This is a genomic window from Flavobacterium sp. GW821-FHT12A05, from assembly GCF_058807735.1.
The window spans coordinates 344753-366208 of the sequence record NZ_JBXAQY010000003.1 but is presented as its reverse complement, the minus strand read 5'-3'; the positions used below and the strand labels follow the sequence as shown (position 1 = coordinate 366208).

Below are 21456 nucleotides of genomic sequence, written 5' to 3'. Positions count from 1 at the left end.
TAATTTAAAATTAAATAATATGAATATTTTAGATTTTTTTTAAGAAAACGTTTTAGACTGACAATTAAAGAAATAAGCCTCTTACAAAAAGAGTAAGAGGCTTAAATAGTTTTTTATTTTCTAATTGAAATAATGGTCTGTGATATCACGGAAGTTATAACAAACAGCAGCCCGATATAAAAGAACAGGTTAACTTCTTTACTTTCGTTAAAAAATAAAAAGGCCATAATGATGGCATATACCGGTTCCAGATTAAAAGTAAGATTAACCGTAAATGCAGAGATCTTTTTTAGCGATTCTGCAAACAAAACATACAAACCAACCGTACAAAATGAAGCCAAAATAATAAGATAGAAAATATCTTTTAAGTTAGGAAAAACACTTTCGGCAGGGAAAAAGTAAAAATATAGTGGCAGCAAAATTCCCAAACCTAAAGTACCTCCCATCATTTGGTAATAATTAATGAGTTTGCTGTCATAAACCGTCACTAACTTTTCATTATAAATAGTATAAAGCGTAGCAAAAGCCGATGAAATTACGCCCAGAATAATTCCCAACTGATACGAAGAATCAAAATGGAAAATGAGTGCAATTCCGGCCAAAGTCAACATGCTTAGCAATAATTCAGTCGTATTGAATTTCTGTTTGTTTATTAAAGGTGCAAATAATGCCGTAAACAAACTCGTTAAGCAATAACAAACCACTCCCACAGAAATATTAGAATATTTAATACTGGCATAAAAGAATATCCAGTGTATCGTAATCAAAAGGCCGACTTTTGCAATATTGAATTTTTCTTTTAATGATATATCCTTCGAAATTTTGAATAATTTCAGAATTACAAATAAAATTATAGAGGAAAATAAAACTCTGTACCAAACCAAAAGTCCTTCGTTTAACGAAATAAGTTTACCAAAAACACCGGTAAAGCCGGCAAGTATTACAGCAATGTGCAATAGTATATAAGATTTTTTCATAAGATTGTCTAAACGTCTAAAAAGACGGGATTATAAATTAATTTAAAATTGACTTATAAGCATAGCAAGAAATACCGAGATATAAATCGGTATAAAGCATAGCATAAAGTCTAACGATTAATTTATAATCTAGGAGGAGGAAGACAACCTTTTTGGCTCATAGTTTTGGAATTTGCGTAAAAGTAATAAAAAAATTGTTTCAGGTTTCAAGTTGATCTGTTTTGTGGAAAATCTTTGTGAAACTCTGCGGAAAACTCTGTGAATCTCTGCGGTAAAATTACCACGCCAGTAAAACCTGAAACCTGAAACCTGAAACAAAACCTAAATCTTCTTAATATGATTTCGATGTGCGATTCCCCATTTGATCATTTCGGAAATAATAGGACCAAAGGACTGACAATAAGGTGTAGATTCATAAAGAATGGGCACTTTTGCGTCGCGGTCTTCGGTTCTTTTTACCAGATTATTCAGTTCCATATCTTTTAATTCTTTAGATAACATTCTGGATGTAATACCCGGAATACTATCTTTAATTTCCTTAAACCTATTGTTGCCGTTGCAAATAGAATTGATAATAGGAAGTTTCCATTTCCCTCCTAAAACATACAAAGTATCCTGAAGTGCCTGAAATTCTTCTTTCTGATTTCTTTCCATAATTAAGTTTTTATTTGCCACGAAGTCACTAACGCGCTAAGTTTTGTTTTGTCAGGCTGAGCGAAGTCGAAGCCTAGCAAAGTTTAAAAAATAAGCTTTATTACAGATGATTTAGTCATCAGTAAAATAATCTGCTTAATCTGCTCAAAACAAACAAAACTTTGTGCCTTAGTGTCTTCGCAGCAATAACGCAGTAAAAGTATAAAAGAAATCATAAAATTGAATAAATATTTTTATTTATGTATTTAACTACGTAGTTTTGTAATGTAAAATTTTTTAAAATATGAAACCTGTAATTAAACCTATCGAAAACCAATATTCAGATGCTATTGTTGAGCTAATATTAAGCATTCAGCAAAAGGAATTTAACGTACCCATTACGATAGAAGATCAGCCCGACCTGCTTACGATTAATACTTTTTACTATGCCGGAGGCGGCGGTTTTTGGGGCGCTTTTATAAATGAGGAATTAGTTGGAACAATTGCCTTGATAAAATTTGCCGATAATGAGGCGGCTATCAGAAAGATGTTTGTAAAAAAGGAATTTCGCGGTAAAGAGTTTTCGATTGCCCAGAAATTATTAGATACTTTAATCGAATATTGTAAAGAAAATAAAATCGATGATTTATATTTGGGAACAATTTCAAAATTAGAAGCTGCATTGCGTTTTTATGAAAAGAATCATTTTGTGGAAATTCAAAAAGAGGAACTTCCAAACGCTTTTCCCTGGATGGCGCCAGATAATGTGTTCCGTCATTTAAACTTAAAGAAATAAAGATGAATATAATAGACGAATCAGGTATTTTGGCCATTTCTACGCGATTACAACGCTTGAGCGAACAGCTGCGCAAAGACGGCGCCTTGTTTTATAAATCGTATGGAATTGATTTTGAGCCAAAATGGTTTCCGGTTATTTATACTTTATATCATAAAGAGGTTTTAAGCGTGGTTGAAATTGCCAATGAAATTGGATATACACATCCGTCTACCATAAGCCTTTTAAAAGAACTGGAAAAACAAAAACTGATTCGTTCTAAAAAAGATAAAATAGACGAGCGAAAACGCCTTATTCAGCTTACCGCAAAAGGGCAAGAATTAATCGAACAAATGAAACCCGTTTGGGATGTTATGCAAAAAGTCCTTAGCGATATTGCCGATAATCAAAACAATCTTCTTCAGGCAATCAACGAAGCCGAGAATAAAATAATGCATCAGAGTTTTATACAAAGAGCATTGCAGTTAAAGAGTGAAGGGGAGAAGTAATTTATTTAATAGATAATTTTTTAGTTAGAATTTACATTTATAGAATTTATGAAGAATGAAGAAGAATGAAGAAGAATTAAAGGTTGAGGCAAATGTTATTCCTATTTCTAAGGAAACAAAAAAAAGGCTTACTAAGATTCTGGAAGAAGTCAAAGGAAAAGATTTATTTCCCGAGAAAACTGCACTTGTAGAAAAAACATTGCAAAATGTAAAACTGCCAATTTAATTTTTAGTTTAAAATATATAAAAGCGATCTCAAAAGGATCGCTTTTTTTGTTGAAATTTGGATATTATTAAAAAATACCACAATCATTGAAAAAAATCCCTATATACAATCAAAGTCCTGAAGCTGTTGGAGGTATTTTTGCGGCTTATCATTCCGCCGATGATTTTGCTAATTTTGATAATAAATTAGAAGCACATCGCGACGATTTTTTTATCTTTTTTGTGCTTACAAAAGGATGGGCGGCTATTCAATGTGATATGGTCGATATTGAAATAAATGCAATTAATGTATTAATGATCAAACCGCTTCAAATTCATCATGGGAAGGACGGTTCAGAAGATGCTGCCGGATATTATATTGGTATCGCACCCTTTCTTATTCCTAATAATTGTATTGAGATTTTTCAGAATTTAGAAATTTCAGAACAGCTCAACACGATTGACCCAGCTTATAAAGAAGAACTTTTAAGTACCCTATTTTTATTACATCGTTCGTTTAAAGGTTCCAATCCAAATAAAGGGCAGATTATTAATGGGCTTTTTAATGCCTTGATTTACAATTTGGCGAGTATTTATTCAGGATCAAAAAATCAGACAAAAGAAATAAAAAACCAATCCGGATTAATTTATGCCAATTTCAAAAAACTAATTTCAGATCGTACGTTTTTAGAAAGTCCGTCTTATTTTGCAAAGAAACTAAATATTACGACTTCACATTTAAATGACTGTGTTAATGCTTCTTCAGGTAAATCAGTTACCTATTGGCTCCAAAATGCTATGATTACTGAGGCGCAGCGACTTCTTTATTATACCGAAAACGAAGTAAAAGAAATTGCTTTTACACTCGGTTTTCAGGATCATACGTACTTTTCGCGTTTGTTTAAAAAAATCACCAAAGAAACACCATTAGAGTTTCGCAGGAAATTCCGCGAATAGTCCAATCATTGCCATTTATCATTCAATATCTTTTTCGGGTTTTATTTTCAATTTTGAATTGAATTTTAAAACCCGAAAATTATGAGTTCAATGCCCAAAATTATTGGTGATTTTATAGAAATGACGTTTACTAATAAAATTTGCAAAGTAAATGTTACGACTATAGAAACGCCAGGTCCCAATATAAAAATTATCCATTTTAAAGGCGTTTTTCCACATGTTAAATTCAGAATCGGACAAGCAATTGTAATCCGAATTGACGATACTAATTACCGCAATTATACGCCAAGTAAATGGAACAGCGAAACTGGAACTTTTGAAGTTATTTTTCACATTCACCATAACGGACCAGGAAGTAAATTTGTTGATAATCTAAAGCTAAACGATCAAATTACGGTAGGTTTGCCAAGAGGTTTTAAGATCTTTAATAAAGAAGCAAAATACCATTTCTTTTTTGGAGACGAAACCTGTATCAGCGTTTTTAAAAGCATGAAAGACGAAATTAACCGTACCGAAAACAACTATTTAGGTATTTTAGAACTAGATGAACCATCTATACCTATTCCTAAAAAACTGGGACTGAATGTAGATATAGTTCCAAAATCGATAAATAAAGCAGAATCGGCCATAAAAGCCCTACAGAATCTAGATGCAGAAATTTGGGATTTATGGAAAAATGGTTTTTTCTATTTAATGGGGAATGCAAAATCGATTCAGGCTTTTCGAAAAGCATTGAGAGAAAAAGGAATTTCAAATAAAAACATCCATACACAGCCTTATTGGGCAGAAGGAAAAGCCGGACTTTGATTTTCTAATAAGAATTGCCCGAAATAAAATGAAAAAGCGATCTATTTAGGACCGCTTTTTTTTGGTTTAAAGATTTAATTTGAAAAGATAATTTAGGAATGATAAACCCAACATGCTCCAAAAACTACTCCATTTGAATTTACCCCATTCCTAAACTTCATTTTACATATGTACGATAAAAGCCATAATTCAGTTTTAAAAGTATTGTTAAAGTTTTACAAAAGTTTTTCTTTTAACAATTTTGTCAAAGTTTTGATGCCGCAGCAACTTTGTCAAAGTTTTAAACTTTGACAAAGTTTATCTGCAATTCTTAGTACCTTAGCATCTCAGTATCTTAGAAACTATTCCAATGACCATTCAGCAGTTAAAATATATAGTCGCTTTAGACGAAGAACGTCATTTTGCAAGAGCAGCCGAAGTTTGCATGGTAACACAGCCCGGACTTACAATTCAGTTAAAAAATCTTGAAGAAGAAATAGGAATCAAGATTTTCGATCGAAATAAAGTACCGCTTACGCCCACAATTTTAGGAACTGAAATAATCAACAAAGCCAGAAAAATTCTTCGCGAAGCCGATGAAATTCGGGATTTTGTAGTGAATGAGAAAAATCTTTTAGAAGGGGAGTTGAAACTCGGCATTATCTCGACTTTATCGCCTTATCTTATTCCGTTGTTTATTAAAGCAATGAAAGAAGCCGCTCCCAAAGTAAAATTTATTATCAGAGAAGCCAATACCGGACAATTGATGAAAGATCTGGAAACCGGCGCGCTTGATGTTGTTATTATGGCAACACCAACCGGAAATCCAAATTTAATTGAACATCCTATTTTTAAAGAACCTTTTGTAGCGTATTTGAATGAATTGCACCCCATGGCAAATGAAGATTTTTACGAACTTCAGCCAACGGATAAAACCGAATTATTACTGCTTCATCACGAATACTGTTATAATGCCCAGCTTTTAGATATCTGCGGATTAAAAACTTCCGATAAAATTAAAGAACAATTTACGTATGATATCAGCTCGATCGAAACCTTAAAAAACCTCGTTCGCGCCCAATTAGGATTTGCTATTATTCCGCAGCTTTCTATATTAAACGAAGCGGCATCGGGACTTTTTAAACCTTTTAAAGAACCAATCCCCGTAAGGGAAATCAGTTTAGTAGTTTCTGATTCTTTTTCGAAGAAGTTATTACTCGAAAAAATGAACGAAGCCATCTGGAACTGCCTTCCGGATTCGCTTAAAAAAGATTTTGCCTATAAAAAAATACGCTGGAACGATTCGCCATATTTTGTCAAAGCTGTAAGTAAGTTTTCTTAGCTCGTAGAGAAATTACAATAAAGAAAATCCAAATTCCAAGTCTTAAAAAGTTTGGAATTTGGATTTTTTGTTTTATAAAATTAATTAATCATACCATTTGTCATTGCGAGTAGCGAGGAATCTCCGCAAGAAACTCTACACAGAATGTCGCCAATCTTTATCGAATTACTAGTGTGATTTCTCGTTCCTCGGAATGACAAGATTATGATGTAATAATTTATAATTAACAATTAATAATTAACAATTAACAATTTATAATTTTTACAATTTCTTAGATGCCTGAATAATTACTTTAGCAACTGCTTCCGGCTGAGAAATAAAAACCACATGGCTTCCTTTTATTTCTGTAATTTTTGTGTTCGAACGTTTGTACATCGCATGCTGAATACTCGGCACAATACTTTTATCTTCAGTTGCTACGATTCCGTATGAAGGTTTAGTTCTCCATGCTGCTTTAGTAATTGGTGTTCCAAAACCATTTGCGTAAAAAGCACCTTGAGAAGCAAACATAAATTCAGCATCTTCTTTGCTTAAATCACCTGCAAAACCAGCGTGGAATTTAGCTTTATCATAATAAGCAATTCCTTTATCATCTGGAGGTAACACACCATTTTCAGGAGCAGGAGGAGCAGTTTGCAGCCATTGAATAGAGTTTTCGCCATTGTCAGGCTGTAAAGCCGCTACGTAAACCAAAGCCGCTACTTTTGGATGATTTCCAGCTTCTGTAATTACAGTACCGCCCCAAGAATGCCCTACTAGAATTGTTGGTCCGTCTTGTTTGTCTAAAGCTAAATTTGTTGCTTTAACATCATCTTCCAAAGAGCTTAACGGATTCTGTACAATCGTTACATTATATCCTTTTTTAGTTAAAACCTGATACAGGCCTTTCCACCCAGAACCATCTGCAAAAGCACCGTGAACTAATACTACGTTTTTAATTTGAGGCGCTGTCTGTGCGTTTATATTTGCTGATGTAAATACCAGACTTAAAATTAATACTGCGAATGCTAAAAAGCTTTTGAATATTGTTTTCATAATTATTTTAGATTTTAGATTGTTGATTTTAGATTTTAATTGTTGTGTTGTTTTATTTAGAAATTAATTCAACGTTACTGCTAAAGTGATTTCAGTATTAAGAAGTTTCGAAATCGGACAGATTTCTTTTGCTTTTTGTGCTGCTTTTTGAAAATCTTCTTCAGAAATTCCAGGAACTTTTCCGGTCAATTCTAATTGAATCAAAGTAATAGTTCCGTCTTCAAAAGTTACTTTTGCTGTTGTGTCTAAATCTTCCGGAATAAATCCTGCTTCAGATAATAAAAAGCTTAACTGCATGGTAAAACAACCTGAATGTGCCGCTGCAATTAATTCTTCAGGGTTTGTTCCTACACCTTGATCAAAACGAGTTTTAAAAGATAATTGTGCATTATCTAAAGTTGTACTTTGAGTACTGATAGTTCCTTTTCCTTCCATTCCAGTACCTTTCCAGTTTGCGTTTGCTCTTCTTGTAAATTTCATGATTTCTATTTTTTAAAGTTGTTATTTATTTTTCAAATCAATTGTTTGATTTTGATGAGACAAATTTATGGCAGTAGTTGTTATTAATCAAATTAATAATTTTTAGTGTATATAAAATAAATTTATAATGTAGTTTGCTTCCTGTTTCAGGTTTCAGGTTCTTATTTGTAACCTTAAACTTGATATTTGAAACAAAAAAAGCATCAAATAGTCTGTTTTTATGTTTCAAGTTAGAATTTGAAACCAAGTAAGTGGTTGATTTTTAGTTTTATGTAATCTGTAAAACTAATTTTATGCATAAGAATTTTTATGATGATCCATAAAAATAAATTTTCCCATGAATAGTAATCTAATTTTTAATTTATGAAAAAAGCTTTTCTAATAATTGCAGTTTGTGTTAGTTCAATTTTTTTCTCCTGCAAGAAAGACAAAGATTCTAATCAATCCAGTACAGAAGCGGCACAATCAACCGTTTCTGACTCTGCCTCACTAGCTGATAACGGCTGGCCCCGCGAAATAGATAGTAATGGTACAAAACTGGTTTATTATCAGCCCCAGGTTGATGACTGGAAAGATTACAAAGAAATTACCGCCCGACTGGCCTTTTCTTTGACTCCAAAAGATGGAAAACAAGTTTTGGGCGTAGCTTCTTTAAAAGCAGAAACATTAGTAGATAAGGACAACCGAAGTGTTTTCTTTAAAAATGTTCAGGTAACCGATGTCCGTTTTCCTGCTTTAGACCAAAAGAAAGTTCCAGAAACGGAAAAGCTGTTTAAAGAATTACTGCCAAAAGGCGGAGATCCTATTGCAGTAGAACGTATTCTGGCCGATTTAAATCAAACGAAAGGCCCGGCAAAAGGAATTGCGGCTAAAAATGATGCTCCAACTATTTTTTACAGCACAAATCCGGCTATTTTGCTTATTGTACAAGGTGAACCTGTTTTGGTTCCAGTAGACAAAACCGATATACAATATGTAGTCAATACCAATTGGGATTTATTTTTTGATAAAACAACAAAAGATTATTACTTGCTGGCCGATAATGTCTGGCTTACTTCAAAAACACTAGACGGAAAATGGGCGAGAACGACCAAACTGGCTTCTGGTTTAAATAATCTGCCATCGGGACAAAATTTTGATGATGTCAAAAAAATGATTCCGCCTCCATCCGGCGGTACAGTTCCTCAGGTTTTTTACAGCAATAAACCTGCTGAATTAATTGCCGTAAACGGAAACCCGAAATTTATTAAAATCGACGGAACCAAATTATTATACATTGATAATACCGAAAATGATATTTTTGCCAACGAAGCCGACGGTCAATATTATGTATTGCTTTCAGGAAGATGGTTTAAATCTGCAGCATTAACAGGACCATGGTCGTATGCCGGAAATAATCTTCCTGCTGATTTTGCCAAAATCCCTAAAGATTCTCCAAGAGCCAATGTGCTGACATCAGTTCCCGGAACTCAGGAAGCCCAAGATGCTGTAATGCTGTCTCAGGTTCCTACAACAGCTATTATAAAAAAATCTGATGCCGAAGCAAAAGTAAAAGTGACGTATGATGGAGGAACAGCGCAATTTAAACCTATTGAAGGTACCAAAATGCAATATGCAAGCAATACTCAGGAGAAAATTATAAAAGTAGGCGATTTGTATTATTTGTGTTTTCAGGCCGTTTGGTTCATGTCGACAAGCCCTAACGGACCTTGGAAAACCTGCGATTCTGTTCCGAAAGAAATTTATACCATTCCGCCGAGTTCACCCGTATATAATGTTACGTATGTTACCCAAACCACAACCGATACAACAGTAGAAAGCAGTACAACTGCCGGTTATTTTGGAGCCTTTATTGTAGGCGCAACATTGGGCGCTATCTTAACGTATGGTACAGGATGGTATTATCCGCCTTATATGTATTACGGAGGTTTATATCCAATTTATCGTCCGTGGCCTTATGCGTATGGAGGAGGAGCAGTTTACAATCCGTGGACAGGAGGCTGGGCTGCCGGAAGAAGCGTTTACGGACCTTACGGTGCTGCAGGAACATCGGCTTGGTATAATCCGGCAACAGGAAGATACGGACGTTCTGCAAGCGTACAAGGCTGGTACGGAGGTCGTACAGCAGCAAGTTCTTATAATCCGTGGACAGGAAATTATGCCAGAACCAATCAGGGTCATAATGCGTATGCACAATGGGGGCATTCGGCAGCGACAAACGGGCGTCAATGGGTTCAGACCGGGCATGTTACCACCAGACGCGGTACAGCAATTGGTTACGAAACCTCAGGCGGTAATAAAGGCGTAATTACGCATCATAGAGGTGGTGGCACAACAATTCACACCAACAATAATTTGTATGCAGGTCACGATGGACATGTTTACAAAAGAGACGCTAACGGAAACTGGAGCCATTACAATAATGGCAACGGAGGCTGGACACAAGCTGGTAAACTAGGCGCGACAAAAGGTTCCGGAACTGCTTTACCGCACGACAGACCCAATCAGGGATTGGGTGCAAATGGAGCAGGAGAGAGAATTCAGCGTGATAATCTGCCAAAACCAGATCAAAATCTTGGAGGTGCAACCCGTTTAGGTGATGGAATGCAGCGTGACAATTTCCCTAAAGCGAATCAAACTCTTGGACAGCCAGATAAACCACTAGGTGAAGCAGGTCGTCCTGATATAACAAACGATTTAGATCGTTCTGCTTTCTCCAGAGATCGAGGCGAAACACAAACCCGAAACTTTCAAAACTTCCAACACCAAGGTGGTTTTAACGGCGGTGGTTTTAGAGGCGGCGGCGGCTTTAGAGGCAGAAGATAAATACAATTTGGTTAGTTATTATTCAATAATCAGGGACGGGTATGGTGAATACTTGATCCCTGATTTTTTTTGTTTTTAGTTATGGTTTTCCATAATATAATCTTGAATTTATTGATGTTATTTGTTTTTAAGAATAGGAAGTTAATTTCTAATCTTTAAAAAAATGTTTAATTTAAAAACACATTAATGGAAACAATTCAAGCAATTAAACCTGGTCCAAAACCAAAAAAGGAAGATGGGACTTTAGATGAAAGAAGACGTGTAACTCCTGAAAAAAAGGAAGATTATCGCCCTTTGAAACCTCATATTCATAAACCAAAGGATTGATGATTTATGATTTCAAAAAAAGAGACAGTTTTATGCTGTCTCTTTTAATATATTTTTATGCTGTTGATGCGAACTTATACTTATGATATCAAAGTTTAAACTATACATTTACGAGCTGGAAGAACAAACGAACTAGGCATTTGCTATAATTTGAAAAAAAACTAATTGTTTCTATATTAAGGCTGTATTTGTGGTTGAATTGAATGTAATTGTACAGTAAAATTATTTGGGTTCTGGGGAATGAAATTTATCTTTTCAAACAATAGTTTTTCATTAATTTTAAATGAATTTTCATCAATAGTGTTAGCAATTTCTTGTGCAATGCTTATAATTTCATCTTTCTTAATTTTTCGATTAATGGTTAATATAATATAATTTTGATTATCTGATTCAACTATTTTCATTCCATATTTTTTGCGTGTTTGAATATTGTTGAAAAATATGTGAGGGATGTCTAAGTTATTTGACATAAAAAATATTTGAGAATAACTATCTAAATTATTATGACCTTTAAGTAATGGATTTTCTAACATTTTTTTTAACTTATCCTTCATTAAATAAGATTTAGTAAATTCGAAAACTACATAGTTTGAGTGTTTCATTATTTCTGAAAGATCAAAAAAGTTTATAAATTCTTTAATCTCAGGGAATATACTATCATCATGTTTTTTAACAAAATCAATGAATATAGCTTTACTTCCAAAAATTTCATTAACAGTATCAGTAATCCGCAAGTCCATTCTACTAAAAGGTTCTAATTCTGTTACTTGTGCACATAGTAATTCTATATGATTTTTACTCCAGAAATTTTTAAATATTTTATTTATGTGGGATTTGGTCTCTTCAAATAAGCCTATAGCATTATAAATTTTATATATTGAATAATCATTTATATCCCACAGATTTCTATTGAAATTACTTAAGTAATTTTTAAATAATTCTTGAACTTTTGAAATTATATATTTGCTTGAAATGTTCCATAATTTATTTTCTATTCTTGAATTTAGTAGATGACCAAACAAATGCATTCTAGTTTCTTCTGATAAATTTTCATTGTCAAAAATATATTTGATTAACCATTCAGCAAATACTGATTTGTCTTTTTTGTCATTTTCGAAATAGCGTTGCACAAAAGTTTCAATTAATAAAAGTATTTCAGGTTCGAAAAGATTATAATCAATTCTTTTATTGTAAAGAAGAGTTAAAATTTGAATAGTTTTTTTAATTTTAGAAGCATCATTTGTATTGAAAAATTTAAGCCTATTAATTAATTGTAATAATTTACCATTTAAAAATATTATATCTAGAACTTCATTTTCTAAATTTTCATCATATACTTTATCAAATTCAACTTGACTAAAATAATTTTCGAATATTTTTTGTTGCATTAACATTCTAAAATTATTTTCGTATTTGATTGATTTTAATTCAGAAACACTGTTTTCTTTTCCAAATAAATAAGCTAAAGTTTTTAACAATAGAGGTTTGTCTTCACAACTTACGTACGTGTTGATATTGGTACACAGTATCGAGTTTAAGTCATATTTTTCTAAAAAATCTAAATTGAGTAATATATCCTTGGCAGAAAAAATATCATCATTGTTGCTTTTTTCTAATAAATTATAAGTACTTTTTGAGTTATCTATATATATAAAATCAACTTGTTTATCATTTAACAGGCGAAGATATTTAGGAAACTTTAATTTGAAATAAGTAAAGTTCATAAAGTCTTTAAAATCTATTTCCTTTTTAAAAATAGGATAGTCGTACACTATCTGATTAACAATTCGTTTAACATCGCGTATGTTTTTTACGTAATCATTAAATAAGTTTTCTTCATTGCTCATGGCTTCAATTAGTTGATTTTCAAACTCATTTGAAGTTGATAAAATTGATTCTTTTAGACAATTAAAAAAGATGTTTCTAAGTTTAGAATTATCTATTTCAGGTAAATAGATTTCTAATTGAAAAAATTTATCAATGAAACGTGCATTTAATATATCTTTATCATTACTGAGTCTGTTTAATACATATTCTTTATCCATTGCAACTACAAATATTGTATTTTTGAAGTTAGCTGTATTTCTAATTAATTTAAGAACTTGGAGTATTTCTTTCTCATTTAATCTATCAAGATCATCGACAAAAACAATAATTTTTTTATTAATCTCTGTTAATCTATTGTTTATTTCGTTGTAGAGTTCGCAGGCTGAAGTACTATCGATTTTTGTAATGTGATTTTCTAAAAAATTGAATATATTTTTATCCTTATATAAATTTGTAATTTTTTGAGAGTATTGCATTAATTGATTTGATAATTTGCCATTAAACTTTGACAATTCATTACTTAAAATAATAAAAAACTCATTAATTATATCATCTTCTTTATGATTAAGAGAAGGAAAAAAGTTTATAAGAATGGTATTATCGTTATTTTTAATATCAGTTTGCTTCTCTTTTAGATTCTTGTAAACTAATTTAAAAACGCTCGACTTTCCATTGCCCCATGGACCAACTAATCCTATAGATAAAGATGTTTCGTGTTTCTCGTTATTAAGAATTTCTATTAAGTTAGTTGCGACCTTTGAAGTTTCAAGTTTATCTTCTTTATCACTTAAGATCGGGCTATCAGTTATAAAAATGTTTTTAATATTTGGAATAACTTTTTTATTAATTTTTGGATTTAAATAATTAAATGAAACGATTGCTAAAAATAATATTATTGGAATTATTATTAAAAGAGTATATTCAATTTCAAAAAACAACAAATTTGTTTTAAGTGGATTCCATTTTTTTATAAAATCATAATAACAGAAAATGGATAGTACTGAAGTAGCTATAAATAAATCATTGTAAGAGGGTATATATTTATATTTTACAGTTTTAATTAAAATATAAAATGTACTCAGAATGAAAGTTAAAATAAACACTAAATCTAGCAAACTATTTGAAAAATTAGGTTTTACCAATATGTTTTCTTCTATAAATAAATTTATTTTAGTTTGAAAGAAAAAAAAGATTGATATACATAAAAATATAAACATCAATCTTTTAAAAAATTTAGGATTTAATAGTTCTATTGCTTTTTGTAAAAGTTGATTTAAAAAAACAACTGTTTTTTTAAATTGATGTTGATAATATTCATCAACTTTTCTTGTAAAATATTTCATTAATGTTTTTTAATTTTCTTAAGTGTAATTTTTCAAAAATAATTCAGCAAGTATATCAATAAACTAAACCCAAAACAACGAGTATTTATACGGTATTTTCCAAACCAAAATAAAAAAACAAAACCCTCAATCATAAAAATGATCAAGGGTTTGAAAAAGTTAAAGAATCTACTCCATATCCAAGTAAGGATTTAAAAATTGAAAAAATTATTCTTTAGCGATTGGGGAAACTTTTATACTGTTAATAACACTAAATTTGATTAATGTAGCTGTATCTCCATCTTGATCATTCCAAATACATTCTTTTGCATTCCAATATAATAAATGTATGATTTTAAAATCATGAGTTTTACTGCGATTTTCTCCAATACCAGTAAAAATAAAAACCAATTCTTCTGCATTTATTTCTACATTTGGGAGATGATAAAAATGTCTAAATTCATTAGATATTTTACCTTCAGAATCAAAAGTTTTATCTACAACGGCGTAGTCTTTTAGGTTGACTTTGCCAGTTGCTTTAAGTATAACACATTCCTTCTGAGGATCATTTGAATTTTCTACACTGTGTATTTGTAAACTCATATTGCTTTATTTTTGGTTCAATTTATTAATTAGGAAATTTTATTTTAGTTATTTAAATGAATTGTAAAGAAATGATAATTATGTAGAAAGACAGTTTTAATTTGCTTTTCTATCTTTCAATTATTATTTCCCACAACATCCACATTTTGAAGAATCGGTTGGTCCTAAGCTTTTTCTTAAAGATTCGCTTAAATCTGCTTTATGGAAAGTTGATCCGTTTTGATACTCATTTATGAATTTTATTAATTCAGCTTTTTCTGTATCAGATAATTTTGTAAATTCATATTTGAATTTTTCAGTTTTTACACTCATTTTTTATAATTTATTTGATTAATATTTACCACAAACAGGACAATTTGTTTTTTCCATTGAATACGGAATCTTATCACAGTCTATACATTTCTTATTAAATTCACGCAAAGACCATCTCATCCCTTTAATTCTCTCTTTATTAGATAAATCATGTTTTACATCTTGCTCATTTCGAGATTTAAGTTTTTCATTTAAAATATTATATTGAATAGTTATATCTTCGAGATTGCTCGGCGGAAACTGACCTAAATTTTTAAAATCTTGTGACAAAAGATTGTGATCCCTTGTAGCTTCTAATGAATATGCCAGCTCATCATCCCATTTAAAAACTAAAGCAAATGCTGAAAAAATTAATTGTATTAACAATATTGGACCAGCTATATACAATGAAAGACTTTCAATGTAATTGTTCCCATAAGTCATTACATAACCACCAAAAATTAATGGTACAGCTAATCCAATAAAATTTATTAATCTTAATCTTCTTTCATACTTATTTACTCTTTCTCCATAAATATAGGATTTGCCATAACAATGAAATTTATTATTATGACATTCATTTCGAATATTATTTATACGAATTTCAGATGTTTCCATGAAGTAAATTTATTGAAAGTTAAATGAAGGAATTTACGGAAATCCATAATCCATCAAAAAAAAATATACTTAATAAGTATATCAATAATCCAACCCCAAAGCAACGAGTATTTATACGGTATTTTTCCAAACCAGAATAAAAAAAACAAACCCTCAATCTTTTATAAAAATTGAGGGTTTTAATTTCAAAAGCAAATTAATCTTTACTTTATATCCATTAAATAAGGAATTCAAGATTCATAGAGCCAATAGAAGCTGTTTCTTAATTGAATCAACTTTTTTGCTCATCAGTCCTTTATTCAACAAATCGGATTAAATTTTCACTTTCCAGCCATAACTGTTTATATTTTATTGGGATTATCTCTTTTCCTTTTTTATCTATAAATCCCGATTTATCTCCTAATTCTACATAAGCAATTCCGTTAACAAAGGGGTATGCATAATCGTATATTGCAGGAATAACAATTTTACTGTCTTTATTGATATAGCCATATTTTCCCTTTTCTTTGATTACACATAAGTTGTCTGAATAAAAAAGGAATTTAGAATTTTCTAAATCGAATGGAACTTTAATCTTATTAGTTTTATCTATTCCTCCAAAAGAGTTTTCCTTTTGAACAAATGCTATGTTTTCAAAAAACGGATTAACATCATTATATTCAAAAGGAATAATGATTCTATTTTGCGTATTGATAAATCCCCATTTGCCTTTTTGTTTAACAGGGATTAGGTTTTCATTGATATTAGATCCAATTTCGTCATACATTAGAGGAACTATTTCTTGTCCATCATTATTAATCAAACCAAATTTTTCATCTTTCAGCACAACAAAAAAATCTTGATTTTCAATAGTATAAATTTCGTCGTATTTTGGTTCGATTATTATAGTTTCATCAATTTTTACAATGCCTTTAAGAGGTTTGTTATCAATTGTTTTTTCATAAACTAATAATGAATCTTTTTCAAAATAATAACTTTTTATGTGATAATCAAGGTTTTTATTGAATACAATTTTTCCGTTACTGTCTAAAATTTGCTGGACGTTTTTTGAAATTTGGCAGCTGAAATGATTAAAACCAAAAAAGGTAATCATATTATATTTAAACTCGGTTAATGGTTTTCCGTTTCTATCAATTAATCCTTCTTTTCCATTCTTTTTTGCAATACCAGTATTATTGTAGTAGAAATAAGTTTCTTCATAATCTTTAAATAAAACTTCAGTTCCTTTTTTGTCGATATAGCCAAAAGTTGACTCTTTTATAATATTTGCATACCCGTTATAAAAGTCGGAAGCCATATTATAAATAGGCTTTATTACTGTTTTTCCTTTACGATCCATAAAACCAATTTTTGAATTGTTTCTACTTGTTGGTTCAGAATACACCATTCTTAAAAGAGTTTCAGGTACACAGTTACTCTCAACTTTATAAGGGCTTTTGCCAAGCATATTTATCAATTTTATACCTGGTCTAATTTTTTGCTGACAAAATGAATAGTGGCTTAGAAGTAAAATTGAAGTGATAAGAAATAATTTGTATTTCATGATTAAGGGTTTAATTTTTGTCTAATTCATTGTTTCTGTGGTATTTTTATGTAAATAATATTTATTCGATGCTTTGAGGAAAAGTTCCCATAACTTTAACTTCTTTTAATTTTATAGTAAACCAGCCCACATCATCATCATCTATTAAATAGACCTTTTTTTTATGTCCAATTAAATCAGTTGCTTCTCCTAAATTATATTTTGTTAAAAAATCATACGTTACAATGAGATCTTTATTTTTTCTTAGAAAAGATTTTTTCTCTTTTTTTTCTTCAGGAGAAAGATAATCATGAGTAAAAGTCATTGAAAATGAATTTTTGAAAGGAAAAAAGTATTGATCTCGTTGCTCTATTTTTTTATTTTTGATGATTTTTGTATGCAAATGCATTTGAACTTTTGACAATTGAAAGTATACATAAATAGTCTCAGACTGCTTGATTTTATCTAAACTTTGAGAATAAATCCCAACTTTCAGAAAAAATATACTCAAAAAAATGAAAAGTGTTTTCATAATATTTTTTTAATTACTTAAAGATGAATAATTCAAAATTTTGACTTCATATATTTTTATGCATTTAAATAGCGAAGGCTCTTTTTCTATAATAAAAATTTTCTTGTCTTTAAGTATATCCATAGTTTTATGATATCCTAGACTATTGATAAAATTATAATCCAGAATAATTTTGGAATCAATCTTTTTTAAAACATGATTGCTTATTTTTTTAATTGAACTTTTAGATTTTGTATTGGTAAGCTGAAAATAATATCCGTCAGTTTTTTTACCATCAAATAAATAGACATAAAAATGATTTATTTCAATTTGAGATTTTTCAAAAACATTTTTTTCAATAATTCTGGTTTTCTCCATGGTTTTTGGAGAATCTGTAAAGTTTATATAAATAGTATCTCTCTTAATTGACTCGTTACTATATTGAGAATAAATTTTAAGAGGAAATACTATTAAAGTAATATAAAATAAGTAATGTTTATTGGCGAAGTACATGATTATTCAATACTTGGGCAATACCCAATATAATTAACTTCATATAATACTGTTTTTCTTTTTTTCTCTGTATAATCTAATATGTAAAACACTTTATTTTGTGTTAAAATACCGCAATTTATTTCATCATTATTATACTGGTTTATCAAATCAGGTGATACTATTTTGTCTTTAATCTTTTTAAGAAATGATTTGTTTATTATTCTTCTTTCGGATTGAATGTTGGCATCTTTTTTTTCCCAATCTTTAAATTCTGCATGATCAAATGAAAGGTGAATATGATCTAAACTAAATGCAAAAGATTTTTCTTTAAAATCAGTTGGAGTAATACGTGTTTGAATATCATACTTTTTTTCATTTTTTTTGCCATGATAAGCTATATATATAGTGTCTAGCTTTTTTAAATAGTCAAAATCTTGACCATAAATTGTTGTTGAGATAATAAATATTATAATTGAATTAATAGTATTTTTCATTTTTTTATTTTTTATCAAGCCAAGTACGGCCATTTTGAACATATCTGTTAAGTAAAAATAAAGCATCGGAATCTACTGGAAAATCTGTTTTATAACTCGTTGCTTCACCTAATCCCTCTATACTTATAGATTCGAAATAATGTTTCCAGTTCCAAATTTCAGATGCTGACAGGTCTTTTTTTGTATAAACTACAAGAGGTTCAACCTCTATTCTACCAGCCGGATAAGTAAGTAAATCTCTTGATTCAGTTAATATTTTTACAATTGTTGGAATCATATTGTCATACATAAAATCATGTTGCTCATTAGCATTAGGATATTTTTTGTTAAGTAAACTTGCAATATCTGTTGGACCAACGATTGGATTGTTACTTATTGTAAATAAATAGGCATGAATAAATTCATGTATAATAGTTCTGGCATTTTCTATTCTTGTTTGTTTTATACTGCTGTCATTTAATTTCTTTTTATTGATTTTAATTAGAATATAAGGCAGACTAGAATTATAATCTGTATTAGCATTTACTTCTTTAGTTGGATCATTGGAGTCATAAACTACATCAACAATCTCAAATTTAACATTATATCTAGTATTATTCCCAAACAGGTTAAGAAATAATTTTTTGAATTCAGGTGATTCTGTTAATGCATCATATATTTCTAAAAACTTTTTATTCTCTGCCGCAGAAGCATTTTCGAAGATAGAATTTAAATCGACATTAAAAGGTGATTTTTGTGAGTAGAGAAAGTTGTTTATAGAAAAAGTAAGTTGTTTTACCATTACAAAGACCCCATCTTCCATGCTTTTAAGCATTTGTAAAACAAAGGCTTTGTTTATAGGAGTTGAACCTTCCGCATTTAAAAAATCGATCAGTTTACTGCTGTACGCAGTCTGGTTTATAATATTGTATTTTTCTAAAGGAGTAAATTCGTGATCTGGTCTAAAATGTTTTCTCATGGCAATATAAATACCATCGCCTGTGGGAGCGTATGTAGTTGGCGAGTTTAATCCGCCGTTCCATGAGGTTAAATCTCCGCCCGTAGGAACACTTGGAGGAATATAACCGGAACTTCCTCCAGATCCAGAGCAGCCGCAGGTTACAATTACGGCAGGATGATCACATCCGCCTGATGCATGAACAGAATGACATGCACAGTCCGTATATACTTTGGTACAGTAACAGTCAACCAGGTTTGTTTTTGCAGTTTGTGAGTTCTTTTTGTAAATATTAAATGAAGAACCATAATAATTGAAAGTGTCATTATCCTGTGGTTCTTTTGTTATTAAGTTAGTGTAGATATTTTCGGGATTTACTGCTACTGATAAGGTATACAAATAAGGAGAGCTAACATCTGATTTCATGTATAGCGGAATACTGTAAACGGCTTCGTTTTGGTTATTTTTTACAGCAACGATGTGTTCAAGATCTAAATAATAATCGGTTTTTCCTTTATTTGTTTTAAAATTAGAAAATGGATTTTCTTCGATAAATTGGGCGAGTTCAGGGTCTCTTGCTTTTAATTGAGATAATAATTCGTCGGCGCTTACATTTTCGGTATAAGTTGTACTTTTTGGTGCGGCTTCGGCACTAATTTCTTCATTATTGCCGCAAGAGTAAAAAATTAAGGCAATAAGTAATACTAAATAAAATTTGAAGGTTTTCATTATAATTTTTATGCTTTGAATTAATGCGAATGTAAGTAATAAAAAGATTATAAAATTATTATTTAACACTATTTAGACTATTTTTTTTTTAAATATATCGAATATTTACATCACTTTTATAGTATATTTTAGAAGATTTACGAGAAAATATCTAACAAATAATCCCAATGCATCGGGATTAAAATAGAAAAACAAAACCCTCAATCTTTTATAAAAATTGAGGGTTTTAATTCAAAAGAAAATTAATCTTTTATTCTACATCTAGATAAGGATTCAAAATCTCGGCTAGTTCGTTGAGCCAATAGAAGCTGTTTTCTAGTTTTAATATTTCTTGATGCAGGGTTTCGTTTTCGCGGACAAGACTTAGGGCGAGAACATAATTTACTTGTCGCAGGGCTTTTGCCATTTGTTCTGGCGCTACGGTTTGATTAAAGAAATTGGTTAGCCTGATTTCGGTTTCTTTTGAAAGGGGTTTGGTACTCATAATCTTAACTTTAGGGAATTATAAAACCCGTATGACTTAGGTGTCCTACGCTGTTAAGAGAGCGTTGCGGTTGTTTCCAATACCGCCACCATACCACACGGGCAAACTTTTTTTTGATATCATAACTTTACATTTAGGACTGTAAAGATATCAAAAAAATGTTTTAAAAATAAGAAAAGTATTACTTTTTTGTGTTGTTTCTAAATCAGATTTCCACAGATTTTCTAATGAAAATGAGTGTCCTAGCCCAGATAGGAGCGACATCCTTTTGTGTCTCGTTTCTTTAACAAGACATAAAAGATATAGCGGATAGCTGGAAACAGCTCCTTAAAAATCAAATACGAATATAAGAAATGGAAATGAAAACCTAAGCTTCGATTATGCTCAAAATAGTTTTTGGAATTTCGGCGAAAGCCTCGAAAGAATAAGGTTTTATAAGGTAGGCTTTTACGCCCAGATCGTCGCATTTTTCTTTGTACGACGGGTTTATGCTGGTGGAATAAACAAAGCACGGAATGTTTTTTAAACCGGGATTGTTTAGAATTTGCTGTAAGGCTTCGATACCGTCGACGATGGGCATGTTGATATCGGTTAGGATTACATCCGGGTTTTCGTTTGCGGTGTCTTTTAGGTAATTAAGCAGTTCTTCGCCATTGGCTACAAGGCTTACTTTGCCAAAATTTGGGTTTTGGTTGAAGGTTTCGCAGATAACGTCGGCGTCGTCGTTGTCATCTTCGGCAATAATGATATGTAAGTTATATTTTTCTGGCAT

23 protein-coding genes are annotated in these 21456 nt (G+C 30.8%); 8 read left to right on the top strand and 15 right to left on the bottom strand.

The window, feature by feature from the left end; translation table 11 throughout:
* Nucleotides 1–113: 113 nt before the first annotated feature.
* Together AC1RRQ_RS08260 and AC1RRQ_RS08255 are read right to left on the bottom strand one after the other, a co-directional pair.
* Nucleotides 114–977, bottom strand: coding sequence for a DMT family transporter (locus AC1RRQ_RS08260; protein ID WP_493022540.1), 864 nt, complete (start codon nt 975–977; stop codon nt 114–116).
* A gap of 321 nt (nt 978–1298) precedes the next feature.
* Entirely contained in the window at nt 1299–1631 is a 333-nt protein-coding gene (locus AC1RRQ_RS08255) for a winged helix-turn-helix transcriptional regulator (RefSeq protein WP_493022539.1), read from the bottom strand.
* A gap of 283 nt (nt 1632–1914) precedes the next feature.
* Between AC1RRQ_RS08255 and AC1RRQ_RS08250 the strand changes: the two genes are divergently transcribed.
* The 6 genes from AC1RRQ_RS08250 to AC1RRQ_RS08225 all read left to right on the top strand — a co-directional run bounded on the left by AC1RRQ_RS08250 (nt 1915) and on the right by AC1RRQ_RS08225 (nt 6183).
* The gene (locus AC1RRQ_RS08250) at nt 1915–2406 is read left to right on the top strand and encodes a GNAT family N-acetyltransferase (RefSeq protein ID WP_493022538.1); all 492 of its coding nucleotides are present in this window, start codon (nt 1915–1917) and stop codon (nt 2404–2406) included.
* Nucleotides 2407–2408: 2 nt separating this feature from the next.
* Nucleotides 2409–2894 carry a MarR family winged helix-turn-helix transcriptional regulator gene (locus AC1RRQ_RS08245; protein ID WP_493022537.1) on the top strand — a complete coding sequence of 162 codons (486 nt, stop codon included), beginning with the start codon at nt 2409–2411 and terminating at the stop codon, nt 2892–2894.
* Between the two features lie 55 nt (nt 2895–2949).
* On the top strand, nt 2950–3120 hold the full coding sequence (locus AC1RRQ_RS08240) for a hypothetical protein (protein WP_493022536.1): 171 nt from the start codon (nt 2950–2952) through the stop codon (nt 3118–3120).
* A gap of 86 nt (nt 3121–3206) precedes the next feature.
* The gene (locus AC1RRQ_RS08235; protein ID WP_493022535.1) at nt 3207–4055 is read left to right on the top strand and encodes a helix-turn-helix domain-containing protein; all 849 of its coding nucleotides are present in this window, start codon (nt 3207–3209) and stop codon (nt 4053–4055) included.
* Between the two features lie 81 nt (nt 4056–4136).
* Nucleotides 4137–4862, top strand: coding sequence for a siderophore-interacting protein (locus AC1RRQ_RS08230; RefSeq protein ID WP_493022534.1), 726 nt, complete (start codon nt 4137–4139; stop codon nt 4860–4862).
* Nucleotides 4863–5211: 349 nt separating this feature from the next.
* Nucleotides 5212–6183: a hydrogen peroxide-inducible genes activator gene (locus AC1RRQ_RS08225; protein WP_493022533.1), complete on the top strand. Its 972-nt coding sequence runs from the start codon at nt 5212–5214 to the stop codon at nt 6181–6183.
* A gap of 261 nt (nt 6184–6444) precedes the next feature.
* Here AC1RRQ_RS08225 and AC1RRQ_RS08220 read toward each other — a convergent pair whose 3' ends face one another.
* A complete protein-coding gene (locus AC1RRQ_RS08220; protein ID WP_493022532.1) occupies nt 6445–7218 on the bottom strand; it encodes an alpha/beta hydrolase in 774 nt (257 codons plus the stop codon).
* Between the two features lie 63 nt (nt 7219–7281).
* Nucleotides 7282–7698: an OsmC family protein gene (locus tag AC1RRQ_RS08215; RefSeq protein WP_493022531.1), complete on the bottom strand. Its 417-nt coding sequence runs from the start codon at nt 7696–7698 to the stop codon at nt 7282–7284.
* Nucleotides 7699–8061: 363 nt separating this feature from the next.
* Here AC1RRQ_RS08215 and AC1RRQ_RS08210 point away from each other — a divergent pair, with 363 nt between their 5' ends.
* Together AC1RRQ_RS08210 and AC1RRQ_RS08205 are read left to right on the top strand one after the other, a co-directional pair.
* Nucleotides 8062–10524 (top strand): hypothetical protein, encoded by a 2463-nt coding sequence (locus AC1RRQ_RS08210; protein ID WP_493022530.1) that lies wholly within the window; start codon nt 8062–8064, stop codon nt 10522–10524.
* A gap of 186 nt (nt 10525–10710) precedes the next feature.
* Nucleotides 10711–10851: a hypothetical protein gene (locus tag AC1RRQ_RS08205; protein WP_493022529.1), complete on the top strand. Its 141-nt coding sequence runs from the start codon at nt 10711–10713 to the stop codon at nt 10849–10851.
* 176 nt (nt 10852–11027) lie between these two features.
* Here the strand turns inward: AC1RRQ_RS08205 and AC1RRQ_RS08200 are convergent, their stop codons facing one another.
* From AC1RRQ_RS08200 to AC1RRQ_RS08150, 11 genes are all read right to left on the bottom strand, one after another.
* The gene (locus AC1RRQ_RS08200; RefSeq protein WP_493022528.1) at nt 11028–14021 is read right to left on the bottom strand and encodes a KAP family P-loop NTPase fold protein; all 2994 of its coding nucleotides are present in this window, start codon (nt 14019–14021) and stop codon (nt 11028–11030) included.
* A 207-nt stretch (nt 14022–14228) separates the two neighbouring features.
* Nucleotides 14229–14603: a hypothetical protein gene (locus AC1RRQ_RS08195; protein ID WP_493022527.1), complete on the bottom strand. Its 375-nt coding sequence runs from the start codon at nt 14601–14603 to the stop codon at nt 14229–14231.
* A gap of 123 nt (nt 14604–14726) precedes the next feature.
* Nucleotides 14727–14915 carry a hypothetical protein gene (locus tag AC1RRQ_RS08190; protein ID WP_493022526.1) on the bottom strand — a complete coding sequence of 63 codons (189 nt, stop codon included), beginning with the start codon at nt 14913–14915 and terminating at the stop codon, nt 14727–14729.
* A gap of 18 nt (nt 14916–14933) precedes the next feature.
* Nucleotides 14934–15512: a mobilome CxxCx(11)CxxC protein gene (locus tag AC1RRQ_RS08185; protein ID WP_493022525.1), complete on the bottom strand. Its 579-nt coding sequence runs from the start codon at nt 15510–15512 to the stop codon at nt 14934–14936.
* A gap of 295 nt (nt 15513–15807) precedes the next feature.
* The gene (locus AC1RRQ_RS08180; RefSeq protein ID WP_493022524.1) at nt 15808–16959 is read right to left on the bottom strand and encodes a WG repeat-containing protein; all 1152 of its coding nucleotides are present in this window, start codon (nt 16957–16959) and stop codon (nt 15808–15810) included.
* A gap of 157 nt (nt 16960–17116) precedes the next feature.
* Nucleotides 17117–17566, bottom strand: coding sequence for a hypothetical protein (locus tag AC1RRQ_RS08175; protein ID WP_493022523.1), 450 nt, complete (start codon nt 17564–17566; stop codon nt 17117–17119).
* Between the two features lie 9 nt (nt 17567–17575).
* Nucleotides 17576–17923 carry a hypothetical protein gene (locus AC1RRQ_RS08170; RefSeq protein WP_493022522.1) on the bottom strand — a complete coding sequence of 116 codons (348 nt, stop codon included), beginning with the start codon at nt 17921–17923 and terminating at the stop codon, nt 17576–17578.
* Nucleotides 17924–18060: 137 nt separating this feature from the next.
* The gene (locus tag AC1RRQ_RS08165) at nt 18061–18534 is read right to left on the bottom strand and encodes a hypothetical protein (RefSeq protein ID WP_493022521.1); all 474 of its coding nucleotides are present in this window, start codon (nt 18532–18534) and stop codon (nt 18061–18063) included.
* A 4-nt stretch (nt 18535–18538) separates the two neighbouring features.
* Nucleotides 18539–20200, bottom strand: a complete 1662-nt coding sequence (locus AC1RRQ_RS08160) for a hypothetical protein (RefSeq protein WP_493022520.1) — start codon at nt 20198–20200, stop codon at nt 18539–18541.
* 250 nt (nt 20201–20450) lie between these two features.
* Complete coding sequence (locus AC1RRQ_RS08155; protein ID WP_493022519.1) at nt 20451–20684, bottom strand: hypothetical protein; 234 nt, start codon at nt 20682–20684, stop codon at nt 20451–20453.
* A gap of 367 nt (nt 20685–21051) precedes the next feature.
* Nucleotides 21052–21456 (bottom strand): response regulator, encoded by a 405-nt coding sequence (locus AC1RRQ_RS08150; protein WP_493022518.1) that lies wholly within the window; start codon nt 21454–21456, stop codon nt 21052–21054.

What these genes read in the sequence shown, in the direction of transcription:
- AC1RRQ_RS08260 (WP_493022540.1), bottom strand. Translation starts at nt 977, where the DNA reads ATGAAAAAATCTTATATACTATTGCACATTGCTGTAATACTTGCCGGC.
- AC1RRQ_RS08255 (WP_493022539.1), bottom strand. Translation starts at nt 1,631, where the DNA reads ATGGAAAGAAATCAGAAAGAAGAATTTCAGGCACTTCAGGATACTTTG.
- AC1RRQ_RS08250 (WP_493022538.1), top strand. Translation starts at nt 1,915, where the DNA reads ATGAAACCTGTAATTAAACCTATCGAAAACCAATATTCAGATGCTATT.
- AC1RRQ_RS08245 (WP_493022537.1), top strand. Translation starts at nt 2,409, where the DNA reads ATGAATATAATAGACGAATCAGGTATTTTGGCCATTTCTACGCGATTA.
- AC1RRQ_RS08240 (WP_493022536.1), top strand. Translation starts at nt 2,950, where the DNA reads ATGAAGAAGAATGAAGAAGAATTAAAGGTTGAGGCAAATGTTATTCCT.
- AC1RRQ_RS08230 (WP_493022534.1), top strand. Translation starts at nt 4,137, where the DNA reads ATGAGTTCAATGCCCAAAATTATTGGTGATTTTATAGAAATGACGTTT.
- AC1RRQ_RS08225 (WP_493022533.1), top strand. Translation starts at nt 5,212, where the DNA reads ATGACCATTCAGCAGTTAAAATATATAGTCGCTTTAGACGAAGAACGT.
- AC1RRQ_RS08220 (WP_493022532.1), bottom strand. Translation starts at nt 7,218, where the DNA reads ATGAAAACAATATTCAAAAGCTTTTTAGCATTCGCAGTATTAATTTTA.
- AC1RRQ_RS08215 (WP_493022531.1), bottom strand. Translation starts at nt 7,698, where the DNA reads ATGAAATTTACAAGAAGAGCAAACGCAAACTGGAAAGGTACTGGAATG.
- AC1RRQ_RS08210 (WP_493022530.1), top strand. Translation starts at nt 8,062, where the DNA reads ATGAAAAAAGCTTTTCTAATAATTGCAGTTTGTGTTAGTTCAATTTTT.
- AC1RRQ_RS08205 (WP_493022529.1), top strand. Translation starts at nt 10,711, where the DNA reads ATGGAAACAATTCAAGCAATTAAACCTGGTCCAAAACCAAAAAAGGAA.
- AC1RRQ_RS08200 (WP_493022528.1), bottom strand. Translation starts at nt 14,021, where the DNA reads ATGAAATATTTTACAAGAAAAGTTGATGAATATTATCAACATCAATTT.
- AC1RRQ_RS08195 (WP_493022527.1), bottom strand. Translation starts at nt 14,603, where the DNA reads ATGAGTTTACAAATACACAGTGTAGAAAATTCAAATGATCCTCAGAAG.
- AC1RRQ_RS08190 (WP_493022526.1), bottom strand. Translation starts at nt 14,915, where the DNA reads ATGAGTGTAAAAACTGAAAAATTCAAATATGAATTTACAAAATTATCT.
- AC1RRQ_RS08185 (WP_493022525.1), bottom strand. Translation starts at nt 15,512, where the DNA reads ATGGAAACATCTGAAATTCGTATAAATAATATTCGAAATGAATGTCAT.
- AC1RRQ_RS08180 (WP_493022524.1), bottom strand. Translation starts at nt 16,959, where the DNA reads ATGCTTGGCAAAAGCCCTTATAAAGTTGAGAGTAACTGTGTACCTGAA.
- AC1RRQ_RS08175 (WP_493022523.1), bottom strand. Translation starts at nt 17,566, where the DNA reads ATGAAAACACTTTTCATTTTTTTGAGTATATTTTTTCTGAAAGTTGGG.
- AC1RRQ_RS08170 (WP_493022522.1), bottom strand. Translation starts at nt 17,923, where the DNA reads ATGGAGAAAACCAGAATTATTGAAAAAAATGTTTTTGAAAAATCTCAA.
- AC1RRQ_RS08165 (WP_493022521.1), bottom strand. Translation starts at nt 18,534, where the DNA reads ATGAAAAATACTATTAATTCAATTATAATATTTATTATCTCAACAACA.
- AC1RRQ_RS08160 (WP_493022520.1), bottom strand. Translation starts at nt 20,200, where the DNA reads ATGAAAACCTTCAAATTTTATTTAGTATTACTTATTGCCTTAATTTTT.
- AC1RRQ_RS08155 (WP_493022519.1), bottom strand. Translation starts at nt 20,684, where the DNA reads ATGAGTACCAAACCCCTTTCAAAAGAAACCGAAATCAGGCTAACCAAT.
- AC1RRQ_RS08150 (WP_493022518.1), bottom strand. Translation starts at nt 21,456, where the DNA reads ATGCCAGAAAAATATAACTTACATATCATTATTGCCGAAGATGACAAC.